Origin of the sequence: Lutibaculum baratangense AMV1 (genome assembly GCF_000496075.1) — a bacterium.
GTDB lineage: Bacteria > Pseudomonadota > Alphaproteobacteria > Rhizobiales > Tepidamorphaceae > Lutibaculum > Lutibaculum baratangense.
Genome location: NZ_AWXZ01000002.1, coordinates 1 through 23420, shown reverse-complemented (window position 1 = coordinate 23420; position 23420 = coordinate 1). Strand labels below are relative to the sequence as shown.

Here is a 23420-nt window from a genome sequence, read left to right as displayed (position 1 = left end):
CAAGGGGCGGCTTCCTCCGGGGAAGCCGCCCCTTCTTCGTCTCAGGCCTCGGTGCGCGTGGCCGGTTGCGCCGTGGCTAGGTCCTGCCTTCGGTGGTCTGGTCCGGAGGCGTTGGCTCCTCGATGCGCTCCTCCTCGTTGAGATCCTCGCCGGCGTCCTGGGCGGCGTCGCCCGCATCCTCCGCTGCGTCCCCTGCGCGCTCGGCGGCATCGCCGAGATACTCGCTGGCGTCGCGGGCCGCATCCCTCACGGCCTCGCCGGTCGCCTCGGCGGCACCGTCGAGCGCCCGGCCGGCGCGCTCGAAGAACCCCTCCTCCTCCACCTCCACCTCGCCCGCGTCCTGGGCGAAGGCGGCGGGAGTCATGGCGAGGGCGAGCATTGTCGCCAGAATCTGCTTTCGCATGTGGTCGGGCTCCGGGTTGTTGTTCAGGAAGCAAACGCGGCGGCGGGGAGCCACGTTCCGGGCCCGCGGCGGAACCCCGGTCACTTCTGCCGGCATCGGATATCGGCGATGATGAGCGGAACGGCCGCCGATGCCGCGACTTCACGGGAGGGTGCTCGCAAGATGACGACGGGCGGATGCAGCTGCGGCGCGGTGCGCTACCGTCTCGACGGCCCGCCGATGTTCGTCCATTGCTGCCACTGCCGCGACTGCCAGAGGCAGACCGGATCTGGCTTCGTCGTGAACGCGCTCATCGAGAGCTCGCACGTTCAACTCATCGCGGGCAAGCCCCAGCCTGTCACGGTGCCGACCGAGAGCGGCTACCCCCACGACATCCTTCGCTGCCCGGAGTGTCGGGTCGCCGCCTGGAGCGACTATGGACGGCGCGGGACGATGATCTTCCTGCGGGTCGGCACGCTGGACGAGCCGGTCACGATCACGCCCGACGTCCACATCTACACCCGCTCCAAGCTGCCATGGGTCGCCCTGCCTCCCGGTGTGCCGGCCTTCGCCGAGTACTACGAGATCGAGGCACTGTGGCCGGCGGAGAGCCTGAGACGGCGCGCGGCGCTGAACATGAAGCGGTAGCGCCGGCGCAACCATCGGCCGCGCCGGCCTCCTCGCCCTCAGTGGTGGCGGTGGTCCCTCGAGAGCGGTCCGAAGAGCGTGAGCGCGTAGAGCGCCGCCGCGCCGACGAGGACGTAGACGATGCGCGACAGGGCGCTGCGCGGTCCGACTTCGCCACCGAAGATCGCGGCCACGAGGTCGAATCCGAACAGCCCGACGAGCAGCCAGTTCACGCCGCCGATGATGACGAGAGCGAGCGCGATCATGTTGAGCGTCTTCATGGGGAACTCCTGGGTTGCGGGCTTCCGCGGGCGCGCGGGCAGCCATGTGTGCCGGGATGCCCGACGTCACCCGCACCTACGCCGCAGGAGAGCCCAAAGATCGCTTCCCTCCCGGCCCGGAGCGCCATCGGACGGAGCGTCCGCACGCCGCAACCAAACCCGCTGCCGCCGAAGTCTCCGCCGCGAGCCGCAGCCGGGGCGACCTCAGTCGACGCCGTCCCAGCTCAGGATCTTCTTCGCCTCCGCCTCGACCTGCTCGCCGAGCTGGCGCGGCCCGAGCTCGACGCCCTTCGACAGGCGCGCGGCGATCTCCTCCAGGGCGACGATACGGGCGTAGTGCTTGGAGTCCGACGGAACCACGAGCCAAGGCGCATGCTCGGTGTGGGTGCGCTGGAGCATCTCGTCGGCCGCCTCCTCGTACTCCGCCCACTTCTTCCGGTTGCGGAAGTCCTCGTAGGAGAGCTTCCATCGCTTCAGCGGATCCGACAGCCGCTCCTGGAAGCGCCGCAGCTGTTCCTTCTGCGAGACGTAGAGGAAGATCTTCACGACCCTCGCCCCGTCGTCGACGAGCATCCTCTCGAACTCGTTGATCTCGCCGTAGGCGCGCTTCCAGTCCTTGGGCTCGGCGTAGCCCTCGACGCGCTCCACGAGGACGCGGCCATACCAGGAGCGATCGAAAACGGCGATCTCGCCGCGCGCCGGCAGCCTCGTCCAGAAGCGCTGGAGGTAGTGCTGCTCGAGCTCGCGCGGCCGCGGCGCAGCGATCGGCCAGACCTTGAAGCCGCGCGGGTCGAGCACGGCGGACATGCGCCGGATGGTGCCTCCCTTGCCCGCGGCGTCCCAGCCCTCGAACACGATGACGGCCATGTCCTTCGTGTAGAGATAGGCCTGCTGAATCTCCTTCAGCCGCGTCTGCAGCTCCTTCAGCCGGTCGTCATAAGTGCCGTGCGGCAGCCGCTTCGACAGGTCGACGTCGGAGAGCTTCGGCGGGTGCTGAACGTGTTCCCTGGTCATGTCGGGCCTTTGCGGAGGGGGAAGCGGCTTTCGTCATTTCCGACCGAACAGCCGCTCGATGTCGCCGAGCTTGAGCTCGACGAAGGTCGGCCGTCCGTGGTTGCACTGGCCGGAGTTCGGCGTCTCCTCCATCTCGCGCAGGAGCGCGTTCATCTCCGCCGGGTTCAGGCGGCGGCCGGCGCGCACGGAGTGGTGGCACGCCATCGTCGCGGCGACGTGGTCGAGCCTGTCGGCGAGCCTCGCGCTCGTGCCGATCTCCGCAATCTCCTCCGCGAGGTCCTTCACGAGGCCCTTCACGTCGAAATCGCCGAGCAGCGAGGGCACCTCCGTCACCGACACGGCGCCGGGGCCGAAGGCCTCGATCCTGAGGCCGAGCCGCGCGAGCTCGTCCGCCGCCTCGACCAGACGCTCCGCGTCGGCTGGCGCCATCTCCACGACCTCGGGAATGAGCAGGCCCTGGCTGACAGGCCCGCGCTCGGCGAGCTGGCGCTTCAGCCCCTCGTAGACGAGCCGCTCATGCGCGGCGTGCTGGTCGACGATGACGATGCCGTCCGCCGTCTGGGCGACGATATAGGTTTCGTGGAGCTGCGCCCGCGCCGCACCCAGCGGATGCGCGAAACCGTTCGCCTCTCCGCTTTCGGCCTCGCCCTCGGGGGGACGGGCGTCGGCGGAGGGCGGGGCGAAGGCCTGGAAGGCCGGGCTCTCCTCGGAGAAGCCGTTGCGCGGGCCGTAAGCCGTAGCCTGGCGCGGCGGCGCATACGGGGCGCTCCAGCCGCCCTGCCCCGCCGTGCTGCCGCCATACCCGGCGGCCGGGCGGGCCTGCATTGCGGCCATCGCGTCGGCCGCGCGGGACGGCGCGGATGTCGGGCCGGCGGCGAGCAGCGTCGTCCTGAGCCCCGACACGAGGAGGCCACGCACAAGGCCCGGATCGCGGAACCTCACCTCGCTCTTGGCGGGATGCACGTTCACGTCGACCTCGCGCGGGTCGAGATCAAGGAAAAGCACGCAGGCCGGATAGCGGTCGCGCGGCATGACGTCGCCATAGCCCGCCTTGATCGCGCCGATCAGTGCCCGGTCGCGGATCGGCCGGCCGTTGACGAAGAGGAAGACGTGCCGGGTCGTCGCGTGGTGCCAGGTCGGCAACCCCGCGAGGCCGCTCAGGCGCACGCCCTCCCGCTCCACGAGAAGCTCGAGCCCGTTCTCCACGAACTCCCTTCCCAGCACGTCTCGGATGCGACCGCGAAGGGCCTCGTCGCCGAGCCCCGGCGCCGTCTTCAGCGTGTTGCGTTCGCCGACCGTCAGCGTGAAGCCGAGCTCGGGGTGGGCGAGCGCGAGGCGCCGGACGACGTCCGACACCGCCTGGTTCTCCGCCGTCTCGGATTTCAGGAAGCGCAGGCGGGCGGGCGTCGCCGCGAAGAGGTCGCGCACCTCCACGATCGTGCCGCAGGACAGGGCGGCCGGCGCGACCGCGTGACGCGCGCCGGCCTCGACGAGGATCTGGTGGGCGCTGTCGCAGGCCGGCGTGCGGCTCGTCACCGTCAGGCGCGAGACGGACCCGATCGAAGGCAGCGCCTCGCCCCTGAAGCCGAGCGTCCTGATGTCCACGAGATCGCCTTCGGGGAGCTTCGATGTCGCGTGCCGTTCGACGGCGAGGACGAGGTCGTTCTCGTCCATCCCGCAGCCATCGTCCGACACGCGGATCAGGCGACGGCCGCCCGCCTCCACGACCACGTCGATGCGGCGCGCGCCCGCGTCGACCGCGTTCTCGACCAGTTCCTTGACGACGCTCGACGGCCGCTCGATCACCTCGCCGGCGGCGATGCGGTCGACGATCGTGTCGGGCAGCCGGCGCACCGCCATGGCTGAAGGGCTCCGTTCGCGTTGTCGGAGCCCCGCGAAACCAGGCTCCGAAGGTCAGCTCTCCGAGAGATAGGTGCGGGCGAGCACCTTGCCCTCCTCGACGGCGGGCTGGTCGAACGCATCCACTCCCAGAAGATGCGCGGCGACGATCGTCTCGAGCATGTAGTGCATCATCAGCTCGCCGATCGCCTCGGCATCGACCGATTCGACGGAGAGGATTCTGACGGGTTTGCCGTTGCGGGCAAGCGTGTCGGCGGTCGCCTTCTGCTGGGCCGCCACGAAGTCGCCCATCGTGCGCCCGCCGAACTCCGGCTGTCCTGCTTCCGCGGCGAGCGCCGCGTCGATCCTCGGGCCTGTCCCGCGGCAGTCGGTCGTGATGACAGTGACGAACTTGTCGGCCGGACCGTCGAGGAAGAGCTGGAGCTGGCTGTGCTGGTCGACCGGCCCCACCGCCGGCACCGGCGTCATGCCGCGTCCCTGCTTACCGAGGCTCTCCGACCAGAGCTGCACCCACCAGCGGGTGAAGCGCTCGAGCCGGTCGGAATAGGCGAGCATCACGTCCATCGGCATCGCGCGCGCCTCGGCGAAGGCGACGGCGAGCGCGGCGCCGGCGACGGCGGGGATATCGCCCACACGGCTGCCGTCGATGACCGGCTGGAACGCCTTCGCCGCGCCGCGGCGCACGGCCGCGGGGTCGAGACCGGCAATGGCCGCGGGGATGAGGCCGACATTCGTGAGCGCGGCGAAGCGTCCGCCGACGCCGGGATCGTGCGGCAGGATCCTCACGCCCGCCGGCTCGAGAATCTTGCGCAGCTTGTTGAGCGCCCCGGAATGCACCGGCTCGGACAGGCCCATGAGGTGGTCGGCGAGCGTGCCGCCGAGGCCCGCGTCCTCATAGGCGCTGCAGATCGCCATCACCTGCATCAGCGTCTCGCCGGTGCCGCCGGACTTGGACACGGCGAGCACCTTCGTGGTCGCGAGCGGCAGGGCACGGAGCGCGGCCTCGAAGCTCGATCCGTCGAGATTGTCGAGGAAGTGCAGGCGCGGGCCCTGGCGGAAGTCGCCGATCACCGGAAGCCGCCAGCCGCCGACCTGGGCGAGCGTCTGGCCGCCGAGGCTCGATCCGCCGGTGCCGAGGATCACGACGTCGCTCGTCCCGTCGGCGAGCCACGCGGCCGCCTCGGCGATCTCGGCCAGGTCGTCCTCCTTCGCCGGCAGGCGGAGAAGCGGCAGGGCGTTCGTCTCGTGGGCCTCGCGCAGCCACCGCACGCCGGGCTCGGCCCGCTGCAGCACCGTCTCGAACTCGTCGCGGCCGAGGCCGCGCTCGCCCACTTCCACCTCGAAGCAATAGTCGATGTGCTGAAGCACTGCCGCTCCCCCCGAAAGACGTGATCCCGCACGGGCCTTCAGTCCGCGCGGGATCAATCCTTAGTCGATGAGGCCGGTTCCGGCCAGTGCGGATCGCCCGCGTCAGCCCCCTTCGGCCGGCGCCTCGAGGGCGTCGCCGACCGGCTGGCCGACGAGGACGACATAGAGCGCCCCATCGCCCAGGACCTCGCCCGCCGCCCGGCGCACATCCTCGATCGTGACGGCGTCGATCAGGTCGTTGCGCCTGTCGATATAGTCGATGCCGAGGTCCTCGAGCTGGATCTCGACGAGCTGCCGCGCGATCTTGCCGCTTGAATCGAAGCGCAAGGGGTAGGAGCCCTTGAGGTACTTCTTCGCGTCCTCGAGCTCCTTCTCCGTCGACCCCTCGACCGCCATGCGCTCGATCTCGCTCTTGATGATCCGGAGCGATTCCCCCGCCCGGTCCGCACGGGTCGCGACGCCGCCGACGAAGAGGCCCGCCCGGTCGAGAGGGGCGAGATGCGTGTAGACCGAATAGGCGAGGCCCCGCTTCTCGCGGATCTCCTCGTAGAGGCGCGAGGAGAATGTGCCGCCGCCGAGGATGTGGTTCATCACGAAGGCCGGGATGAAGTCCTCGTCGTCACGCTTCAGACCGGGCCGGCCGAACTGGATGACGCTCTGCGGGATCGCCATCTCGACCTGCTCCACCACGGCGTCGCGCGGCATGTCGGCCTCGGACACCTCGGTCAGATCGGCGCTCTCCGGCAGCCCTCCGAACACGGTGTCGAGCAGCGGGCCCAGCTCCTCGGCACCGATGTCGCCGACGACGGCGACCGTGAGATTGTCGCGGGCGAACATGCTGCCGTGCAGCCTCGCCACATCGTCCGGCGTGATGGCAGCGACGCTCTCGAGCGTGCCTTCCACCGGGCTGCCATAGGGATGCTCTCCGAAGACCGCGGCCGACCAGGCGCGGCCGGCGATCGCGTTCGGGTCCTGCAGGTCGCTCCTGATGCCTGCCTCGATCCTGGAGCGCATGCGCTCGATCGGCTCCTCGTCGAAGCGCGGCTCGTTGAGCGCGAGCCTCAGGAGATCGAAGGCGTCGGCGCGGTAGTCGGCAATCGTCACGAGCTGCCCGTAGAAGGCGTCGCGCGTGGCGTTGAACGACATCCTGACGTTGAGATCCGCCAGCCTCTCCTGGAAAGCCTGCGAGTCGAGGTCGCCCGCCCCCTCGTCGAGCAGCGTCGAGAGCATGTTGGCGACGCCCGGCCTCTCGGCCGGGTCCTGCGACGCGCCGCCGCGAAAGGCGAAGTTCATCGTCACGATCGGGACCGCGCTCTCCTCAACCAGCCAGGCTTCGATGCCGCCGGGCGAGGTGACGCGCTCGACCTCGACCGCGCCGGAGGGAGTCGCCGTGAAGACCAGAAGTCCGAGCGCGGCAGCAGCACCGATCGCACCGTGCGGTATCGTCATCGCGAGAAAGCTCCTCACTGCGTGATCTCCTCGGTCGGGACCGGAAGGGGATTTGCCCCCTCGGCGGCCGCCTGGACGCCCGGCTTCGAGCGGAGGTACCCGATGACGCCCGTCTCCGGATCGAGATACTTCCGCGCCACCTCGACGACGTCCTCCTTCTCCACCGCCTCGATGCGGCCGATCCAGCCGTTCACGTCCTCGACGCTCGAGCCGGTCGTCAGGGCCGCGCCGTAGATGCGGGCGAGCGTCTGCTGGCTGTCCTGCGCGTAGACGGTCGAGGCGATCAGGCTGCGCTTGGCGCGCTCGAACTCGACATCCGTCACCCCGCCCTCGACGAATCCCTCGATGACCTCCGTGATGGCGCTCGTCAGGGTCTCCAGCTCGACCCCCGGCCGCGGCACGGCATAGACCATGAACTTGCCGGCATCGAGCGCGGTGCCCTGGTAGTAGCCGCCGGCGGCCGTGGCGAGCTGGCGGCCGACCACGAGCTCGCGATAGAACCGGCTGGTCGAGCCTCCGGTGAGGATCTCGTTCAGGACATCGAGCGCCGGCGCCTCGCCGTCTTCCGCGGTGGTGTAGCTCGGCACCAGCCAGGCTCGGCGCATGCTCTCCTGATCGACGCGCGGGCTCGCAAGCGACACGGTCATCTCCACCAGATGCGGCGGCTCCTGCGGCCGCACGCGCGGGCCAGGTTCCCCGCGCGGCTCGACCTGTCCGTAGGTCTCCTCCGCCATCACGCGCACCTCCTGCGGCGAAACGTCTCCCGCGACGACGAGGATCGCATTGTTCGGCGTGTAGTGCGCCTCGTAGAACGAGATCGCGTCCTCCCGGCTCAGATTGGCCATCTCGTCGGGCCAGCCGATGATCGGCCGGCCATAGGGGCTGTTCATGTAGAGCGCGGCGTCCATCGCCTCGCCGAGTTGCGCGCTCGGGTCGTTGTCGATCCGGCTGCGGCGTTCCTCGATGATGACCTCGCGCTCGGACGCGACCTGCTCAGGCGCGAGCACGAGGCCCGTCATGCGGTCGGCCTCGAACTCCATCATCGTCTTCAGGTGTTCCTTCGAGACACGCTGGAAATAGGCGGTGTAGTCGGAGGAGGTGAAGGCGTTCTCCTGTCCGCCGAGCTCGGAGATGACCCGCGAGAACTCGCCTTCCGGATGCGCCTCGGTGCCCTTGAACATCAGGTGCTCGAGGAAATGCGCGATCCCCGACACGCCGGGCGGCTCGTCGGCAGCGCCCACGCGGTACCAGACCATGTGGGTGACGACGGGCGCCCGACCGTCAGGGATCACCACCACGTCGAGCCCGTTCTCGAGGGTGAAGGTTTCGACGTTCTCGCCGAACTGTGACGCATCCGCCGGTGCGGCCGTCGCGACGCTCAGGAGCACCGCCACCCCCAGCATCCGCACGTTGCGAAGCGGCAGGGCGCCGGACGCGCCCGCCAGAGCTCTCGATAGCATGCCGTTCCCCATCTTCGGGCCAAAGTCGATGGCCGCATGACGACTGATGATGGCGGCAAGATAAAGGGCGCTCCCACACGGGACCATGGGCGCACCCGAAGATGACGGAGATTTAACCCAAGGGGATCGGCCGCGCGCCGCGTCAGCGTCCCGCGTAAGCGCGACCCGGGCCCCGCTTGCGATTCCCCGGTCGGCGATCCATCATCGGGGCATGACGAAGTACCTGATCTCCTTCCCGGCCGAAGCCATGCAGCTCACGGAAGATGAGCTTGCGCATGCTGACGTCGATTCCCATGCGGTGATCGAGGAAGCGAAGGCCGCGGGCGTCTACGTGTTCGGCGGCGGCATCGCGGAGGGGGTCGATCCCGTGCTCGTGTCCGCCGACGGGTCGGTGTCCAGGGCAATCTATCCCGGGAGCCACCTCAACGGCGGGTTCACGGTGCTGGAGTTGCCGAGCCGGGAGGATGCGGTTGAATGGGCCAGGAAGATCGCGGTCGCCTGTCGCTGCCCGCAGGAGCTTCGCGAGTTCATGTACGATCCCGCGAGCTAGCCGGAAGGGCCGCCTTCCGCCGATCCAGGTCGGCCTGATGGTTCGCGGCCTAGAAGAGGCGGCCGAACCAGCTCTTCTTCTTCGGCTCCGCCTGCTGCGCGGCGACCTGACCGTCGGCGCCGACGGCGGGGGTGCGATAGCCGGGAGGCGGCTCCGTCAGGGACTGGCGGGCCGGCTCCTGGCGCGACATCTGCGTTGGATCCTTGCGGCGGTCGAGAAGCTCGCGCGGGCTGACCGCGTCGGATGCGCTCTCGTCGGCCCGCTCATAGCCGCTATTGACGCCCGCGACGCCCCGGCCGGCGGCCTGCCGCGCCCATTCGTCCATTTCCTGCCGCGAGAGGATCGTGCCGGTCTCGTTCGGCTTCTGGAAGCTCGCCTCGTAGGCGGCCTGGCGCTCCGCGGCGCGCTGCGCGCGCGCCCGGGCGTCGGGATCGTCCGGCCAGTCGGCGCCGTAGGCCGTCGCAGTCTGGCGCGGCGCCGGGAGCTGCGAAGCATCCCTCGGCAGCACGAGCGGCGAGCGCGGCGTGTACTCGATCTCGACGGCGTTCGGGTCGGGCCGCAGGCCCATCGCGACCATGGGGTCGCCACCCATCAGTCCCTCCAGCGGATCCTGCATCGACGATTCGAGGCCGGAGCCCGAGCACGCGGCCAGTCCCGCCGCCGTGCCTGCTAGTAGCACCGCTCTGAGGGCCATCCGGCGGGAGGTTTCGATCATGCTCAACTGAACCCGTCTCTTTCGCGTCTCGCGAGGCGACCCAGCGGGCCCGCTCCGCCGAGGACGGCCGGCCGCCGCCCTCGATGTTCGTCGCCGAACGTCAGCCGGAAGGGCTAGCCTTCCTTTCCGGCATGATTGTGGCTCGGCCGCAGCGAGTCATACAGGAGCCCGATCACGCCAGCAACAATTGCCACATCGGCTATATTGAAGACGTACCAGGAATACCCGAAGGCGTGGAAGTGGAAGAAGTCCGCCACCGCGCCCCAGAGCATGCGGTCGATGCCGTTCCCGGCCGCGCCGCCGGCGATGAGGCCGATCGCCACGCCTGCGAGCCGCGAGTTCATGCTCCAGAGCCAGACGAGGAGCACGACTGTCGCGACGGCGGCGATCAGGATGAGCACCGCCTGGCCGATCCATCCCTCCTGCTGGAAGAGGCCGTAGCTGATGCCGCGGTTCCACACGAGGCGCATGTCGAAGAACGGCGTGACGACGATCGGCGGGCGGTAGGCGATGTCGACGAGGTCGAGCATCACCCATTTGTGGACGCGGTCGAGGACGAAGACCGCGATGGCCACGGCCAGGCCGAGTCGGAAAACGGCCGGCCATGCGGCAGGGTGAGCCTTACTCCGCCGCAAGCTGGGCCGCCTCGAACTCGCGCATGGCCTGGGCGTCGCGCGGTGTGATGTCGGGATAGTCGGGATCGGAGCCGACATCGGGCAGTATCTTCCAGGAGCGGGCGCATTTGCGGCCCTCCGCCAGGGCGGCGACGACCGCCACGCCCGGCACGTCTTCCCAGCGATAGGCGTCGGCGGGCCCCTCTCCCTCCACGAGGCTCGCCTGGCTGGTGATCGAGATCTCCGCGAGATCGACGCCCTCGAGCGCCGCCAGGAGCGAGGCGTCGCTCACATGGACCACCGGCGCCGCTTCGAGGCTCGAGCCGATGCGCTTGTCGGCACGCTCGATCTCGATCGCGCCGGTGACGACCCGGCGGACGCGCCTCACCTTCCGCCACTTCTCGCCGAGCGCGTCGTCGCGCCATTCCGTCGGCACCTCGGCGAAGCCGCGCAGGTGCACGGAGCCCTCCTCGTCGGGGAAGCGCGACAGCCACACCTCCTCCATCGTGAAGGGCAGCATCGGCGCGAGCCAGGTCGTGACGCTGTGGAAGATCCGGTCGAGCACGGTGAGGCACGCCCGTCGCGTCACGCTGGAGGCAGGATCGCAGTAGAGCGCGTCCTTCCGTATGTCGAAGTAGAAGGCCGAGAGGTCGACGGTCGCGAAGTTGAAGACCGCCTGCATGATGCGCTTGAAGTCGTAATCGGCGTAGCCCTGGCGCACGATCGCGTCGAGTTCGGCGAGCCGGTGCAGCACGTAGCGCTCGAGCTCCGGCATCTCCTCCAAGGAGACCCTGTCCTCCTCGCGATAGTGGTGGAGGCTACCCAGCAGCCAGCGCAGCGTGTTCCTGAGCTTGCGGTAGCTGTCGGCGGTCGATTTCAGGATCTCGGCGCCGATGCGCTGGTCGTCGGTGTAGTCCGACCACATCACCCAGAGCCTGAGGATGTCGGCGCCGTACTGGGCGATCACGTCCTGCGGCGCGATCGTGTTGCCGAGCGACTTCGACATCTTCCGGCCGTCCTCGGCCATGGTGAAGCCGTGCGTGATGACGGCGTCGTATGGCGCCCGTCCGCGCGTGCCGCAGGATTCGAGCAGCGAGGAATGGAACCAGCCCCGATGCTGGTCGGATCCCTCGAGATAGACGTCGGCCGGCCATTTGAGGTCGGGCCGCTGCTCGAGCACGAAGGAGTGGGTCGAGCCCGAGTCGAACCACACGTCCAGAATGTCGTGGACCTGGTCCCATTCGGCCGGATCGTCGACGAGGCCCTCGAGGAAGCGCTGTGCCGCGCGCTCGTCGAACCAGGCATCCGCCCCTTCCGCCTCGAACGCCTCCGCAATGCGTGAGATCAGCGCGTCCGCGTTCGCGAGCGCCGCGTTCGGGATGACCTCTCCCGTCTCGCGATGCACGAAGACGGTGATCGGCACGCCCCAGGCACGCTGCCGCGAGATCACCCAGTCCGGCCGGTGCTCGATCATGCCGCGCAGGCGGTTCTGGCCCGAAGGAGGCACGAACCGGGTCGCCTCGATCGCCTCGAGCGCCTTGGACCGCAGGCCGTCGCCCCCCAATTCGTCGCCCATGGAGATGAACCACTGCGGCGTGTTGCGGAAGATGACCGGCTTCTTGGACCGCCAGGAATGCGGGTACTGGTGCTTCAGCCGGCTGCGCGCGACGAGCCGGCCCGCCTGCCGCAGCGCCTCGATCACCGTCTTGTTCGCGTCGCCCGTCTCGCCCTTGTCCGTGATTACCCGGCGGCCTTCGAACCCGGGCGCGTCGGAGGTGTAGGCGCCGTCGGCGTCGACCGTGTAAGGGATCGTCGGATCGATGCCGCTGCGGATGAGGTCCGCGCGGTGCTCCATCCAGACCTCGAAGTCCTCCGCGCCGTGGCTCGGCGCCGTATGGACGAAGCCGGTGCCGGCCTCGTCCGTCACGTGCTCGCCCTCGAGAAGCGGCACGGCGAACTGGTAGCCGCCCTCGAGCCCCCTGAGCGGGTGCTCGCAGACGAGCTTCGCGAACTCCGACGGCTCCACCGCCCGTACGCGCTCGTGCCCCTCCACTCTCGCCGCAGACATCACCTCCGCGGCGAGCGCGTCGGCCAGGATGTAGAGATCGCCCACCTCGGCCCAGTTGTCGGCCGCCGCCTCCGTGACGCGGTAGAGGCCGTAGGACACGCGGGTGGAATAGGCGATCGCGCGGTTGCCGGGGATCGTCCAGGGCGTCGTCGTCCAGATCACGACGCTCGCCTGCGCGAGGTCGTTGCCCTGGCTCGCGAGCGCCTGGATCTGCTCGGCGCGGAACGGGATCGGGCGGCCTTCCTCGTCGACCTCGATCTCGACCTGCGGCGTGGCCGATCCCGCCGAGATCGGGAACTTCGCCCAGATCGTGTCCGACTGGTGGTCGTGATACTCGACCTCGGCCTCCGCCAGCGCGGTCTTCTCGACGACCGACCACATCACGGGCTTCGAGCCGCGGTAGAGCGCGCCCGACATGGCGAACTTCATGAGCTCGCGCGCGATCTGCGCCTCGGCGGCGAAGCTCATCGTCAGGTAGGGGTTCGACCAGTCGCCCTCGACCCCGAGGCGGCGGAACTCGCTGCGCTGGACGTCGATCCACTCCTCGGCGAACTGGCGGCACTCGGCCCGGAACTCGTTGACCGGGACCTCGTCCTTGTCGTGGCCCTTTGCCCGGTACTGCTCCTCGATCTTCCACTCGATGGGCAGGCCGTGGCAGTCCCAGCCTGGCACGTAGTTCGCGTCGAAGCCCGCCATCTGGCGCGAGCGGACGATCACGTCCTTCAGGATCTTGTTGAGCGCCGTGCCGATGTGGATGTGGCCGTTCGCGTAGGGCGGCCCGTCATGAAGAACGAACTTCTCCTTCCCCCGGGAGGCCTCGCGCAGTCGGCGGTAGAGGTCCATCCCGTCCCAGCGCGCCAGGAACTCCGGCTCCCGCTTCGGCAGACCCGCCCGCATCGGGAACTCGGTCTTCGGCAGGAAGAGGGTTTCGGAGTAGTCGCGCGCAGGGGCGGAATCGGTTTCGGAACTCATGATGCTGCAATCTTCGTGATCAATCGGGCAGTGGCGAACGGAGGCTCCCGGCGGTCCGCGACGCGTGGCCATGCGGCTCGCGTCAGGCAGAAGCCGGGCCGGTAATTCGCCGAACGATCCCGCGCGCCCAATGCGCGCCTTGCCTTCTGTGCATGCGGCGTCTTTTAGCAGAGCGATTCCGGGGGATAAAGCGCGGAGAGGCCGGCGGCAGGCTCATGGCCCGGGCGCCTCGCGCCGCACCGCGTCGGCGAGGTGCGCGCGGGCATCCGCCTCGTCGCGACGCATCTGCTCGACGAGCGCCTCGACGCTTTCGAAGCGCTGTTCCGGGCGGATGAAGTCGAAGAGCTCGACCGTGACCTCCTTCCCGTAGAGGTCGCCCGAGAAGTCGAAGAGATAGGTTTCGAGCAGCGGCGCCCCGTCGTCGAACTGCGGGCGCCGGCCGTAGCTCGCCACGCCGTCGTGCCACTCGCCCTCGGCCTTCATGCGGACGGCGTAGATGCCGTGCCTCAGGCCGCAGCCCTCGCCGAGATCGACATTGGCCGTCGGGAAGCCGAGGTCCCGGCCCCGCTTCCCGCCGTGCACGACCTCGCCGATCACGAACCAGCGGTAGCCCAGAATGTCGGCCGCACCCTCGACGTCGCCCTCCGCGAGCCGCGCGCGCACCGCGCTCGACGAGAAGATCGTGCCCGCATTGCCCGCCGCGGAGACGATGTCGACGCCGAATCCCGACGATCGCCCCATCTCGACGAGCGAGGCGGGCGTGCCGGCCCTGCCCTTGCCGAACTGGAAGTCATAGCCGACCACGACCTCCCGCGCCTCGATCCCCTCCACGAGGACGCGCGAGACGAACTCCTCGGCCGTCAGCGCCGCGAGATCGCGATCGAAGGTGAGCTGGAGAACGCCGTCGACGCCCGCCCTCTCGAGAAGCCTCGCCTTCACGTGTGCCGGCGTGAGCCGGAACATCGGCGTGCCGGGCTGGAAGAAGGCGCGCGGATGCGGCTCGAACGTCATCACGAGCGCAGGCAATCCGGCGCTTCTCGCCCGGGAGACGGCCATGTCGATCACGATGCGGTGCCCGCGGTGGACGCCGTCGAAGTTGCCGATCGCCACCACTCCGCATTTCAGCGAGGCGGGGAGGTCCTCGACGGCGGAGACGACCGGGATGGAGAGTGGCGGCATCGGTCCTCGACGGGCTCTGTGGGGCGGCCGGCCACCTTCGCGACCGCAACCGACCGCGAAGGAACCAGCAGGATCGCCCCGCCGTCAAGCGCCAGGAGCGGGAGAGCGTCCCGGCCGTTGGACCACGCGTCTCGATGTACACCCCCGAGGGCTTGCCGCTTCCATCATAGCTCAGGTCCCTCCCCAGAACTGGATCTGGTATTCTCCCGATCTCAGCCCGAAACCCGCCGAGCTCTCTTCCGAGACTGCAATCCCGCAAGGAAGAGCGTGTGAGCCACATTGACGCAATTCGAAGGCTTGAACTGAAGGATGCTCGGCATCTTCTCCCACCGCGACTGTCCAGCGGGATCATCACATGGCGGGAGACTGGCCAACAGCGGACAGTCCGTTCCATCATGCAGTATCGCAGATGCGGCAGGTGGAAGGATGACACGTCAGGGTCGTGTCGCGTCACGCGGCCGTTGCCGTTGCCCCTGCCCCGGGTCAGCCGGGGCGCGGCTCACCAGCGCAGTCGGCTCATGACCTGGGTCGGGTGGCTCGAGCCCTCGAACAGCCGCATGAGCCCTTCGGCATCGACAATTCCCTCGCGCACCGTCTCGGTGGCGTGGATGCCGCTCGCGACGAAGAGGGCGTCGTAGCCGAGGCCGATGGCGCCGGCGACGTCCGTCCGGGCGCTGTCGCCTATGGCGAGCACCTTCGAGGGGTCGATTTCGCCGGCCTTCAGCCCCAGCCGCTCGAGCGCCTTCTCGTAGATCGGCGGATAGGGCTTGCCGGCCCAGACCACGCGACCGCCGATCTCCTCGTAGCGCTGTGCGAGCGCACCGGCACAGTAGAGTAGCGTGTCGCCGCGCTCGACGACGATGTCGGGGTTGGCGCAGACCATCTCGACGGAGCGGGCGGCCAAGGCCTGCAGCCGCTCCTCGTAGTCGGCCGGCGTCTCCACCTCGTCGTCGAAGAGGCCCGTGTTCACGACGAGCGTCGCCTCTTCGAGGGTCGAGAACTCGCTTCGGATCCCCTCGAACACGCCGAGATCCCGCTTCGGCCCGAGATGATAGATGCCCTTCCCGCCATGCGCCTTGATGATGTCGCGCGTGACGTCGCCGGAGGTCGCGATCGCGTCGCTGACGTCGTCGGGCACGTTCAGCGCCCGCAGCTGCGCCTCGACCGCCGCCGAGGGCCGCGGCGCGTTCGTGATCAGCGCCACCCGACCGCCACCCGTGCGGAATTCCTGCAGCGCCTCGCAGGCCTCCTTCCAGGCGGCCACCCCGTTGTGGACGACGCCCCAGACGTCGCAAAGCACGATGTCGTAGCGGTCGGCCACTTCGCGGAAATGGCTCAGCACGCCATCAGTGCAGTCCTGCATCGATCTCTCCAGGAGGGCTCAGACGGAAGCGGCCGAAGTGCCCGCCGCTGCCCCGAGGCGGACGGGCTTGGGACGCCCGAACAGGTGCCCCTGCGCCGTGCCGACGTCGAAATCGAGGAGATCGAGCACCTGAGGTTCCGTCTCGACGCGCGTGGCGATCACCTCGATGCCGGACCGCGCCATCAGCCGCGCGAAGTCGGAGGGGTGGATGTCGCCGGAGTCGACGCCCGGGTCGAGCAGCACCGCGGCGTCGAGCTTCACGAAGCGGACATGCTGCTGGCTGAGGAGCGGTCCGTCGACCCGAAGCCGGGTGAGGTTGTCGACGCAGAAGCGACAACCGAACTCCGTCAGCGCCTCGATCGTCTCGCGCTCGATGGCGCCGAGGCCATCGAACTCGGCCTGGGTCAGCTCGAAGACGATGTGCCCCGCCTGATCCTTGTGCCGCTCCGTGGCGTCGATCAGCGCCATCGCGGCGGATCCCCGGAGCGTGTCCGGCGAGATGTTGCAGAAGATGGTGGCCACGCGGTCCCGGCGGCTCATCTGGTCGGCGATCTTGAAGCACCGCTCCACGACCGCAGCGTCGATCTTGCTGACGAGGCCGGCGTGACGGGCATCCGGCAGGAAGTCGCCGGGCATCAGCGTGCCGCCGTCGGGGCCGCGCAGGCGCGCGAGAGCCTCGTAGTGCATCGGCCGGCGCTGCGGCAGCCCGACCATCACCTGCAGGTGGACGTCGATCCGGTCGCTCCGCAGGGCATGGACGATCGTCTTAAGCGTCTCGGCATTCGGCACGAAGGCGGCCGGCGCCGCCTCCACCACCGACGCCTCGGCTTCGGGCTCCTCGTGGCCGAACTCCGGCTCCTCCGGTGACTCGGGCGGCGCGGGGGGAGGCGGAGGCGGAGGCGCCGCTGCCTGCATCTCCTTCAGCTCGCGAACCTCCTCCGTGAGCTCCCGGAGCAGCGTGTCGAGCGAGGAGATGTCGTCGAGCACCGTGCCGAGCCGCGCGTCGACCGTCTCGCGGATGCGCCGGTTCGACTGCTTCTCGCTCTGCTCGAGCTTCTGGACGAGCTGCCTCACCTCCCGCGACAGCTCGCTCGTGCCGCGGGAGATCTGGGCGACGTCCTGCTCGAACCTCGCCCTCTCGCGGTTGCGCAGCGTGTAGATGTCCGCGAGGACCAGCGTGACGAGGCATGCAAGCGAGGCCCAGCCGGCCTCCGGCAGCGTGAAGCCGAGTTGCGTGTAGAGAACGACGCCCAGCGAGATCGCGATCACCGCCATGCAGATCGCGACGAACCAGCCGCCCGGAGCGGAGCGCGGGCGCGCTCCACGGCGGTCGCTCACCGGTGCCAGAGGAGAATCGGCGGATATGGTCATCTCGTCACTGCGAACCCTCGTCCCCGGCAGAGTAAGTGATTCTTGCCGCCAGCACATCTCGGCGCACACATGGCGGCGTCAAGATCCCGCATGCGCACGCGTCCGTACTCGGTCGGCGGTGCGACCGCGCGTCACTCGCAGCCCGACACGCCCTTGATGGGCAGTTTCAGGGTCGAGCGTCCCGCCATCATCACGGTCAACTCGCCCGATTCGATATTGATCCGCTCTCCGGAGGGCGAGTTGCCGGTCACCGTCGCGACGACGGTCAGCGCCCCGTCGCCGTCGCGGTAGTTGGCGCGGGGATAGATGTTGCTCGCGAGAGGATCGCCGAAGGTCTCCGTCCGCCGCACGAGTTGCAGGCTGCCGCCGATATTGAGGGCCGCGACGACATCGCCCCCTGCGGCGCCCGACCGGGGCGAGGCGAAGATCACCTCCTGACTGCCATCCGGCGTCAGCATCAGGGCGCAAGTCGTGTCGAAAGGAAGCTGATCGATGAGAATGGGAGACAGCTCCGGGGGCCCGCCTGCCGTTTCCGGGGACGCCCCCACGGGCTGCACGGCTTCGCCTCCTGTGCTGGGGACACGCGAATTGTCCTTGAGCGCGGTTTCGAAGTCGCCCCCGGGGCGCCAGCCGACGAGGTCGCGCAGGCGCATCTGGTCCGGCAGCACAAGGATCGTCGCCACCGCGGCTGCCAACAACAGGGCGATCAGCGTCCAGAAGAAGCGCATGTCGTCAACAGGTCCAGATCCGTGGCAGCTCTGGTTAGAACTCGCCCAGGAGCCGCTTCAGGGTCTCGAAAAGGGCATCGATCTCGGAGGGCTTCACGATCAGCGGCGGCGAGAGGGCGATGGTGTCGGCCGTCACCCGCACCATGATGTCGTGATGGTGGAAGGCGCGCTCCATCACCTCGTAGCCGAGCGCGCCGGGCGCGCCCTGGCGCGGATGCAGGTCGACGGCCGCGGCGAGGCCGACGACGCGGATGTCGGCGACGACCGGAAGCCCCTTGAGGCTCATGGCGGCCTCCGCGAAATGCGCCTCGAACTCGCGTGCCCGCTCGAACAGGCCCTCGCCCCTGTAGACCTCCAGCGTCGCGAGGCCCGCCGCCACGGCCAGCGGATGGGCGGTGTAGGTGTAGCCGTGGAAGAGCTCGATCGCGTGGTCGGGGCCCTTCATGAAGGCGTCGTGGATCCTGTCGCTGACGATGACGCCGCCCATCGGCACGGTGCCCGACGTGACGCCCTTGGCGAAGGTCATGATGTCGGGCGTCACGCCGTAACGCTCGGCCGCGGTCGCATAGCCCAGCCGGCCGAAGGCGGTGATCACCTCGTCGAAGATCAGGAGGATGCCATGCTTGTCGCAGATCTCGCGCAGCCGCTTCAGGTAGCCTTTCGGCGCGGGCAGAACGCCCGTCGAGCCCGCCATCGGCTCGACGATGACGGCGGCGATCGTCGAGGCGTCGTGCAGCGCGACGATCCTCTCGAGCTCGTCGGCGAGATGCCCGCCCCACTCCGGCTCGCCGATCGTGAAGGCCTGCTTCTCCCGGTCGTAGGTGTGCGGCAGGTGGTCGACGCCCCCCAGGAGGCCGCCATAGTGCTTGCGGTTCGTCACGATGCCGCCGACCGAGATGCCGCCGAAGCCGACGCCGTGATAGCCGCGCTCGCGCCCTATGAGCCTCGTGCGCGAGCCGTTGCCGGTGACGTTGTGGTAGGCGAGCGCGATCTTCAGCGCGGTATCGACGCCCTCCGAGCCCGAGTTCGCGAAGAAGACGTGCTCGAGCCCTTCGGGCGCCATGAGCGCGAGCTCGGTCGCCAGGGTAAAGGCCTGCGGGTGCGCGAACTGGAAGGTCGGCGCGAAGTCGAGATCGGCCGCCTGGCGCTGGATCGCCTTCACGATCGGCTCGCGTGCGTGGCCGGCATTGCAGCACCAGAGGCCGGCCGTGCCGTCCATCACCGCCCGGCCGTCGGGCGTGTAGTAGTACATGTCCTTGGCGCGCGCGATCAGCCTCGGGTTCTTCTTGAACGAGCGATTCGGCGTGAACGGCATCCAGAAGGCGCCGAGGTCGTTAGGGGACAGGGCCTCCGAGCGGGCCAGATCGTCTGCCGCGGACATGCAAGTGCTCCGGATCACGCGTGGGGCGAGGCTCGGACACTATCAGAGCGTGGCGCGACCGCAACCATTCCTGTCCCGGACAGAGCCGCCCTTGTCGGGGAACCCTCGGGCCGCATAGATTGCGGGAGATGCGGCGGCCTTGACAGAACAGACCAGAGGAAACTGGCATGCTCCAGCCCCGTTCGGCAGCACTCTCCCTTGCCGCGCTCGCCCTTATTTGGGCGGAAACGGGCGCGACCGGAGCCGAAGCCTCCGCCGACCCGGTGGAACTCATGGACCGTGCGGTCGAGATGCTCGACCGGGGCGAGACTCTCGAGGCGCTTCAGGTCGCGGACGACGCGTTCTTCGCCGTCTGGCAGAGGCTGCCACTCGCCTTCCGGCGCATCGAGCTCATCGACACTGCGCCCGAGGGCTACGACCGCGTGGCCCCGCGAGAGGACAATGCCTACGCGCCGGGGCAGGAGATCTCGATCTATGTCGACCCCGTGGGCTTCGGCTGGCGGCAGGGCGGCGATGGCTGGGAGACCGACCTGACGGCGGACTTCATCCTGTCGACGCCCGAGGGCCGCATCATCGCGGGGCAGAAGGATTTCGGCGAGTTCCGGATCCGCTCGCCGCAGCGGGCGAGGGAATCCTTCCTCGTCATCAACTACCGCTTCACGGGGGTCCCGGCCGGGGACTACATCCTCACCACCACGGTGCATGACCGCATCGACGAGGAGGAGGCCGCCTTCGAGACGGCGATCGAAATCCGGCCTGACGGCGCCGCGAGCACGGCCGTGCGATAGCCGGCTCCCGGCGCGACGACCATTCGCGGCCACCTCTCACGAGAGCGCTTGCGGGTCGGCACGCCCGTGTGCTTCACCTGCGGCCTCGCCGCAGTCCGGATCCGCCCGATGTCCACCTCACAGAGCACGCCGGGGCCGGTTCTCGCGGTCACGGCCGCCATCGCGCTCCTGTCGCTCATGGACGCGACGATCAAGAGCCTCGGGCCGGCCGTGCCGATCCTCCAGATCGTGTTCCTGCGCTATCTCTTCGGGGCGGCCTTCGCCCTTCCGGTCTATCTCGCGACCGGCCCGCACCGGCTGACGCGCCAGGGGCTGCGCGACAACCTCCTGCGCACCGTCGTCATGCTGGTGGCGGCCGGGCTGTTCTTCTACTCGATCACCCGCATGCCGCTCGTGGAGGTCGTCACCCTCGCCTTCACCGCGCCGATCTTCATGGTGTTTCTCGCAAAGCCGATCCTCGGCGAGCCGATCGAGCTGCGCGCCCTCGCCGCGGTCGCGCTCGGCCTCGTGGGCGTCGTCGCGGTCGTCTGGGGCGATGCAGGCGGCGGCGGCAGCCTGACCGTCGGCGGCACCGCGGCGATCCTCGGCTCCGCGGCGGTTTACGCGCTCGGCGTGGTCTTGCTGCGCAAGCACGCGATCGACGCGAAGCCTCCGGCGCTCGTCTTCATGCAGCAGGTGATGGGCGTCGCGCTGATGGCGCCGTTCGTCTGGCTCTTCTGGCAGGACGTATCTACCGCGGACTGGCTGCGTTACGTCGCGATCGGCCTCCTCGCGACCGGCGGCAGCCTGCTGATGGCGTGGGGCTTCGGGCGCGCCTCCGCCGCCCGCCTCGCGCCGATCGAGTACACGAACCTTATCTGGGCCACACTCTTCGCCTATGTGTGGTTCAAAGAGACGCCGGGAACGATGACCTGGATCGGCGCCGTCGCGATCATCGGCGCCTGCCTTCTCGCCAGCCGCCCCGGCTGGCCGATCTTCCCGCGCAGGCGCTGGCCGGCGCTCTGGCGCCGCCGCGCCCCTTGACACGAAAATCGCCGCAGATTATCTCCGGCGCGTTCGTTGGCACTCACCCACGGAGAGTGCTAACACCGGTTCAATCCGTGTCATCCTGCCCCGGTTCGGGGCAAGTTCGCTAGGAGCAAGACACATGAGCTTCCGTCCCCTGCATGACCGCGTGCTCGTGAAGCGCGTCGAAGAGGAACAGAAGACCTCGGGCGGCATCATCATCCCCGACACCGCCAAGGAGAAGCCGAGCCAGGGCGAAGTCATCGCCGTCGGCCCGGGCGCCCGCGACGAAGATGGCAAGCGCGTCGAGCCCGACGTGAAGGTCGGCGACCGGATCCTGTTCGGCAAGTGGTCGGGCACCGAGGTGAAGATCGACGGTCAGGACTACCTCATCATGAAGGAGTCCGACATCATGGGCATCATCGAGGGTTCCGAGGCCGGCCAGAAGGCTGCGTGAGGCGTTTTTCCGCCTCTGACGCGGCCTTTTTCGTGCCGAAGACCTCCCCTCTCAATTTCGAAGGAAGAATAAGATGGCTGCCAAGGAAGTAAAATTCAGCACCGACGCGCGCAACAAGATGCTGCGCGGCGTCGACGTCCTCGCCAATGCGGTGAAGGTGACGCTCGGCCCCAAGGGCCGCAACGTCGTGATCGAGAAGTCTTTCGGTGCCCCGCGCATCACGAAGGACGGCGTGACGGTCGCCAAGGAGATCGAGCTTGAGGACAAGTTCGAGAACATGGGCGCCCAGATGGTACGCGAGGTCGCCTCGAAGACCAACGACATCGCCGGCGACGGCACGACGACCGCGACCGTTCTCGCCCAGGCGATCGTGAAGGAAGGCGCCAAGGCGGTTGCCGCCGGCATGAACCCGATGGACCTGAAGCGCGGCGTCGACCTCGCCGTCTCCGAGGCGGTGAAGGACCTGCAGGCGCGTTCGAAGAACATCAACACCTCCAACGAGGTGGCCCAGGTCGGCACGATCTCCGCGAATGGCGACAAGGAAGTCGGCCAGATGATCGCGGACGCGATGCAGAAGGTCGGCAACGAGGGCGTCATCACGGTCGAGGAGGCCAAGAGCCTCGAGACCGAGCTCGAAGTCGTCGAGGGGATGCAGTTCGACCGGGGCTACCTGTCGCCCTACTTCGTGACGAACGCCGAGAAGATGGTCGCCGAGCTCGAGGACCCCTACATCCTGCTGCACGAGAAGAAGCTCTCGAACCTGCAGGCCATGCTGCCGGTGCTCGAGTCCGTCGTGCAGTCCTCGCGCCCGCTCCTCATCATCGCCGAGGATGTCGAGGGCGAGGCGCTCGCCACGCTCGTCGTCAACAAGCTCCGTGGCGGCCTCAAGGTCGCGGCCGTCAAGGCTCCGGGCTTCGGTGACCGTCGCAAGGCCATGCTCGAGGACATCGCCACGCTCACGGGCGGCCAGGTGATCTCCGAGGATCTCGGCATCAAGCTCGAGAACGTGACGCTCGACATGCTCGGCCGCGCGAAGAAGGTGTCGATCACGAAGGAAGACACCACGATCGTCGACGGCGCCGGCGAGAAGGACGCGATCGAGGCGCGCGTCGCCCAGATCAAGCGCCAGATCGAGGACACGACCTCCGACTACGACCGTGAGAAGCTCCAGGAGCGTCTCGCCAAGCTCGCGGGCGGCGTCGCGGTGATCCGCGTCGGCGGCGCGACCGAGGTCGAGGTGAAGGAGAAGAAGGACCGCGTCGACGACGCCCTCAACGCGACCCGCGCGGCCGTCGAGGAAGGCATCGTCCCGGGCGGCGGCACGGCGCTGCTGCGGGCCCGCGAGGCGGTCGCCAAGCTCTCCTCCGACAACCCGGACATCCAGGCCGGCATCAAGATCGTGCTCCGCGCGCTCGAGGCACCGATCCGTCAGATCGCCGAGAACTCGGGCGTCGAGGGCTCGATCGTGGTGGGCAAGGTGCTCGAGAGCAACTCGCCGACCTACGGCTTCGACGCGCAGAACGAGGACTATGTCGACCTCGTGTCGGCCGGCATCATCGACCCGACGAAGGTCGTCCGCACGGCCCTGCAGGACGCCTCCTCGGTCGCCGGTCTGCTCATCACCACCGAGGCGATGGTCGGCGAGCTTCCGAAGAAGGAAGCGGCCGGCGCAGGTGCCGGCGGCGGCATGGGCGGCATGGGTGGCATGGGCGGCATGGACTTCTAAGTCCTGCCACCGGCCGAGCCAAGGCTCAGTCAGGAAGGGGCGGTGCTTCAGCACCGCCCCTT

At 68.8% G+C, this 23420-nt stretch carries 21 protein-coding genes; 6 read left to right on the top strand and 15 right to left on the bottom strand.

Annotation, left to right across the window (positions count from 1 at the left end):
- Window positions 1-76 precede the first annotated feature (76 nt).
- Window positions 77-403, bottom strand: a complete 327-nt coding sequence (locus N177_RS00145; protein WP_152527798.1) for a hypothetical protein — start codon at window positions 401-403, stop codon at window positions 77-79.
- Between the two features lie 162 nt (window positions 404-565).
- Here N177_RS00145 and N177_RS00140 point away from each other — a divergent pair, with 162 nt between their 5' ends.
- Window positions 566-1030, top strand: coding sequence for a GFA family protein (locus tag N177_RS00140; protein ID WP_023430186.1), 465 nt, complete (start codon window positions 566-568; stop codon window positions 1028-1030).
- Between the two features lie 38 nt (window positions 1031-1068).
- On the opposite strand, the gene N177_RS00135 is transcribed toward N177_RS00140, so the two are convergent.
- The 6 genes from N177_RS00135 to N177_RS00110 form a co-directional block, all read right to left on the bottom strand.
- Entirely contained in the window at window positions 1069-1290 is a 222-nt protein-coding gene (locus N177_RS00135; protein ID WP_023430185.1) for a DUF378 domain-containing protein, read from the bottom strand.
- Window positions 1291-1494: 204 nt separating this feature from the next.
- A complete protein-coding gene (locus N177_RS00130) occupies window positions 1495-2304 on the bottom strand; it encodes a polyphosphate kinase 2 family protein (protein ID WP_023430184.1) in 810 nt (269 codons plus the stop codon).
- A gap of 33 nt (window positions 2305-2337) precedes the next feature.
- Complete coding sequence (mutL, locus tag N177_RS00125) at window positions 2338-4164, bottom strand: DNA mismatch repair endonuclease MutL (protein ID WP_023430183.1); 1827 nt, start codon at window positions 4162-4164, stop codon at window positions 2338-2340.
- Between the two features lie 54 nt (window positions 4165-4218).
- Window positions 4219-5532 (bottom strand): glucose-6-phosphate isomerase, encoded by a 1314-nt coding sequence (locus N177_RS00120; protein WP_023430182.1) that lies wholly within the window; start codon window positions 5530-5532, stop codon window positions 4219-4221.
- Window positions 5533-5634: 102 nt separating this feature from the next.
- Window positions 5635-6999: a M16 family metallopeptidase gene (locus N177_RS00115; RefSeq protein ID WP_023430181.1), complete on the bottom strand. Its 1365-nt coding sequence runs from the start codon at window positions 6997-6999 to the stop codon at window positions 5635-5637.
- Complete coding sequence (locus N177_RS00110; RefSeq protein ID WP_023430180.1) at window positions 6996-8441, bottom strand: M16 family metallopeptidase; 1446 nt, start codon at window positions 8439-8441, stop codon at window positions 6996-6998. The genes N177_RS00115 and N177_RS00110 overlap by 4 nt, the downstream gene beginning before the upstream one ends.
- A 211-nt stretch (window positions 8442-8652) precedes the next feature.
- Here N177_RS00110 and N177_RS00105 point away from each other — a divergent pair, with 211 nt between their 5' ends.
- Window positions 8653-8991 carry a YciI family protein gene (locus N177_RS00105; RefSeq protein WP_023430179.1) on the top strand — a complete coding sequence of 113 codons (339 nt, stop codon included), beginning with the start codon at window positions 8653-8655 and terminating at the stop codon, window positions 8989-8991.
- A gap of 49 nt (window positions 8992-9040) precedes the next feature.
- Here N177_RS00105 and N177_RS00100 read toward each other — a convergent pair whose 3' ends face one another.
- From N177_RS00100 to aptA, 8 genes are all read right to left on the bottom strand, one after another.
- Window positions 9041-9712: a hypothetical protein gene (locus N177_RS00100; RefSeq protein WP_152527797.1), complete on the bottom strand. Its 672-nt coding sequence runs from the start codon at window positions 9710-9712 to the stop codon at window positions 9041-9043.
- A gap of 107 nt (window positions 9713-9819) precedes the next feature.
- The gene (lspA, locus tag N177_RS00095) at window positions 9820-10281 is read right to left on the bottom strand and encodes a signal peptidase II (RefSeq protein ID WP_023430177.1); all 462 of its coding nucleotides are present in this window, start codon (window positions 10279-10281) and stop codon (window positions 9820-9822) included.
- Window positions 10282-10327: 46 nt separating this feature from the next.
- Window positions 10328-13360: an isoleucine--tRNA ligase gene (gene ileS / locus N177_RS00090; RefSeq protein WP_023430176.1), complete on the bottom strand. Its 3033-nt coding sequence runs from the start codon at window positions 13358-13360 to the stop codon at window positions 10328-10330.
- A gap of 213 nt (window positions 13361-13573) precedes the next feature.
- Window positions 13574-14539, bottom strand: coding sequence for a bifunctional riboflavin kinase/FAD synthetase (locus N177_RS00085; RefSeq protein WP_023430175.1), 966 nt, complete (start codon window positions 14537-14539; stop codon window positions 13574-13576).
- Window positions 14540-15038: 499 nt separating this feature from the next.
- A complete protein-coding gene (locus tag N177_RS00080; RefSeq protein WP_023430174.1) occupies window positions 15039-15902 on the bottom strand; it encodes a TIGR01459 family HAD-type hydrolase in 864 nt (287 codons plus the stop codon).
- Window positions 15903-15920: 18 nt separating this feature from the next.
- On the bottom strand, window positions 15921-17273 hold the full coding sequence (locus N177_RS00075) for an EAL domain-containing protein (RefSeq protein WP_152527796.1): 1353 nt from the start codon (window positions 17271-17273) through the stop codon (window positions 15921-15923).
- A 131-nt stretch (window positions 17274-17404) separates the two neighbouring features.
- A complete protein-coding gene (locus N177_RS00070) occupies window positions 17405-18001 on the bottom strand; it encodes a hypothetical protein (protein ID WP_023430172.1) in 597 nt (198 codons plus the stop codon).
- A 34-nt stretch (window positions 18002-18035) separates the two neighbouring features.
- Complete coding sequence (gene aptA, locus N177_RS00065) at window positions 18036-19382, bottom strand: omega-aminotransferase AptA (RefSeq protein WP_023430171.1); 1347 nt, start codon at window positions 19380-19382, stop codon at window positions 18036-18038.
- A gap of 167 nt (window positions 19383-19549) precedes the next feature.
- On the opposite strand from aptA, the gene N177_RS00060 reads away from it, so the two are divergent.
- The 4 genes from N177_RS00060 to groL all read left to right on the top strand — a co-directional run bounded on the left by N177_RS00060 (window position 19550) and on the right by groL (window position 23358).
- Window positions 19550-20170, top strand: coding sequence for a hypothetical protein (locus tag N177_RS00060; protein WP_023430170.1), 621 nt, complete (start codon window positions 19550-19552; stop codon window positions 20168-20170).
- Between the two features lie 108 nt (window positions 20171-20278).
- The gene (locus tag N177_RS00055; RefSeq protein ID WP_152527795.1) at window positions 20279-21193 is read left to right on the top strand and encodes a DMT family transporter; all 915 of its coding nucleotides are present in this window, start codon (window positions 20279-20281) and stop codon (window positions 21191-21193) included.
- 124 nt (window positions 21194-21317) lie between these two features.
- Window positions 21318-21632, top strand: a complete 315-nt coding sequence (gene groES / locus N177_RS00050) for a co-chaperone GroES (RefSeq protein ID WP_023430168.1) — start codon at window positions 21318-21320, stop codon at window positions 21630-21632.
- 73 nt (window positions 21633-21705) lie between these two features.
- Entirely contained in the window at window positions 21706-23358 is a 1653-nt protein-coding gene (gene groL, locus N177_RS00045; protein ID WP_023430167.1) for a chaperonin GroEL, read from the top strand.
- Window positions 23359-23420 lie beyond the last annotated feature (62 nt).

Coding starts and splice junctions, on each gene's coding strand:
- N177_RS00145 (WP_152527798.1), bottom strand. CDS start 403: ATGCGAAAGCAGATTCTGGCGACAATGCTCGCCCTCGCCATGACTCCC.
- N177_RS00140 (WP_023430186.1), top strand. CDS start 566: ATGACGACGGGCGGATGCAGCTGCGGCGCGGTGCGCTACCGTCTCGAC.
- N177_RS00135 (WP_023430185.1), bottom strand. CDS start 1,290: ATGAAGACGCTCAACATGATCGCGCTCGCTCTCGTCATCATCGGCGGC.
- N177_RS00130 (WP_023430184.1), bottom strand. CDS start 2,304: ATGACCAGGGAACACGTTCAGCACCCGCCGAAGCTCTCCGACGTCGAC.
- mutL (WP_023430183.1), bottom strand. CDS start 4,164: ATGGCGGTGCGCCGGCTGCCCGACACGATCGTCGACCGCATCGCCGCC.
- N177_RS00110 (WP_023430180.1), bottom strand. CDS start 8,441: ATGCTATCGAGAGCTCTGGCGGGCGCGTCCGGCGCCCTGCCGCTTCGC.
- N177_RS00105 (WP_023430179.1), top strand. CDS start 8,653: ATGACGAAGTACCTGATCTCCTTCCCGGCCGAAGCCATGCAGCTCACG.
- ileS (WP_023430176.1), bottom strand. CDS start 13,360: ATGAGTTCCGAAACCGATTCCGCCCCTGCGCGCGACTACTCCGAAACC.
- N177_RS00085 (WP_023430175.1), bottom strand. CDS start 14,539: ATGCCGCCACTCTCCATCCCGGTCGTCTCCGCCGTCGAGGACCTCCCC.
- N177_RS00080 (WP_023430174.1), bottom strand. CDS start 15,902: ATGCAGGACTGCACTGATGGCGTGCTGAGCCATTTCCGCGAAGTGGCC.
- N177_RS00075 (WP_152527796.1), bottom strand. CDS start 17,273: ATGACCATATCCGCCGATTCTCCTCTGGCACCGGTGAGCGACCGCCGT.
- N177_RS00070 (WP_023430172.1), bottom strand. CDS start 18,001: ATGCGCTTCTTCTGGACGCTGATCGCCCTGTTGTTGGCAGCCGCGGTG.
- aptA (WP_023430171.1), bottom strand. CDS start 19,382: ATGTCCGCGGCAGACGATCTGGCCCGCTCGGAGGCCCTGTCCCCTAAC.
- N177_RS00060 (WP_023430170.1), top strand. CDS start 19,550: ATGCTCCAGCCCCGTTCGGCAGCACTCTCCCTTGCCGCGCTCGCCCTT.
- N177_RS00055 (WP_152527795.1), top strand. CDS start 20,279: ATGTCCACCTCACAGAGCACGCCGGGGCCGGTTCTCGCGGTCACGGCC.
- groES (WP_023430168.1), top strand. CDS start 21,318: ATGAGCTTCCGTCCCCTGCATGACCGCGTGCTCGTGAAGCGCGTCGAA.
- groL (WP_023430167.1), top strand. CDS start 21,706: ATGGCTGCCAAGGAAGTAAAATTCAGCACCGACGCGCGCAACAAGATG.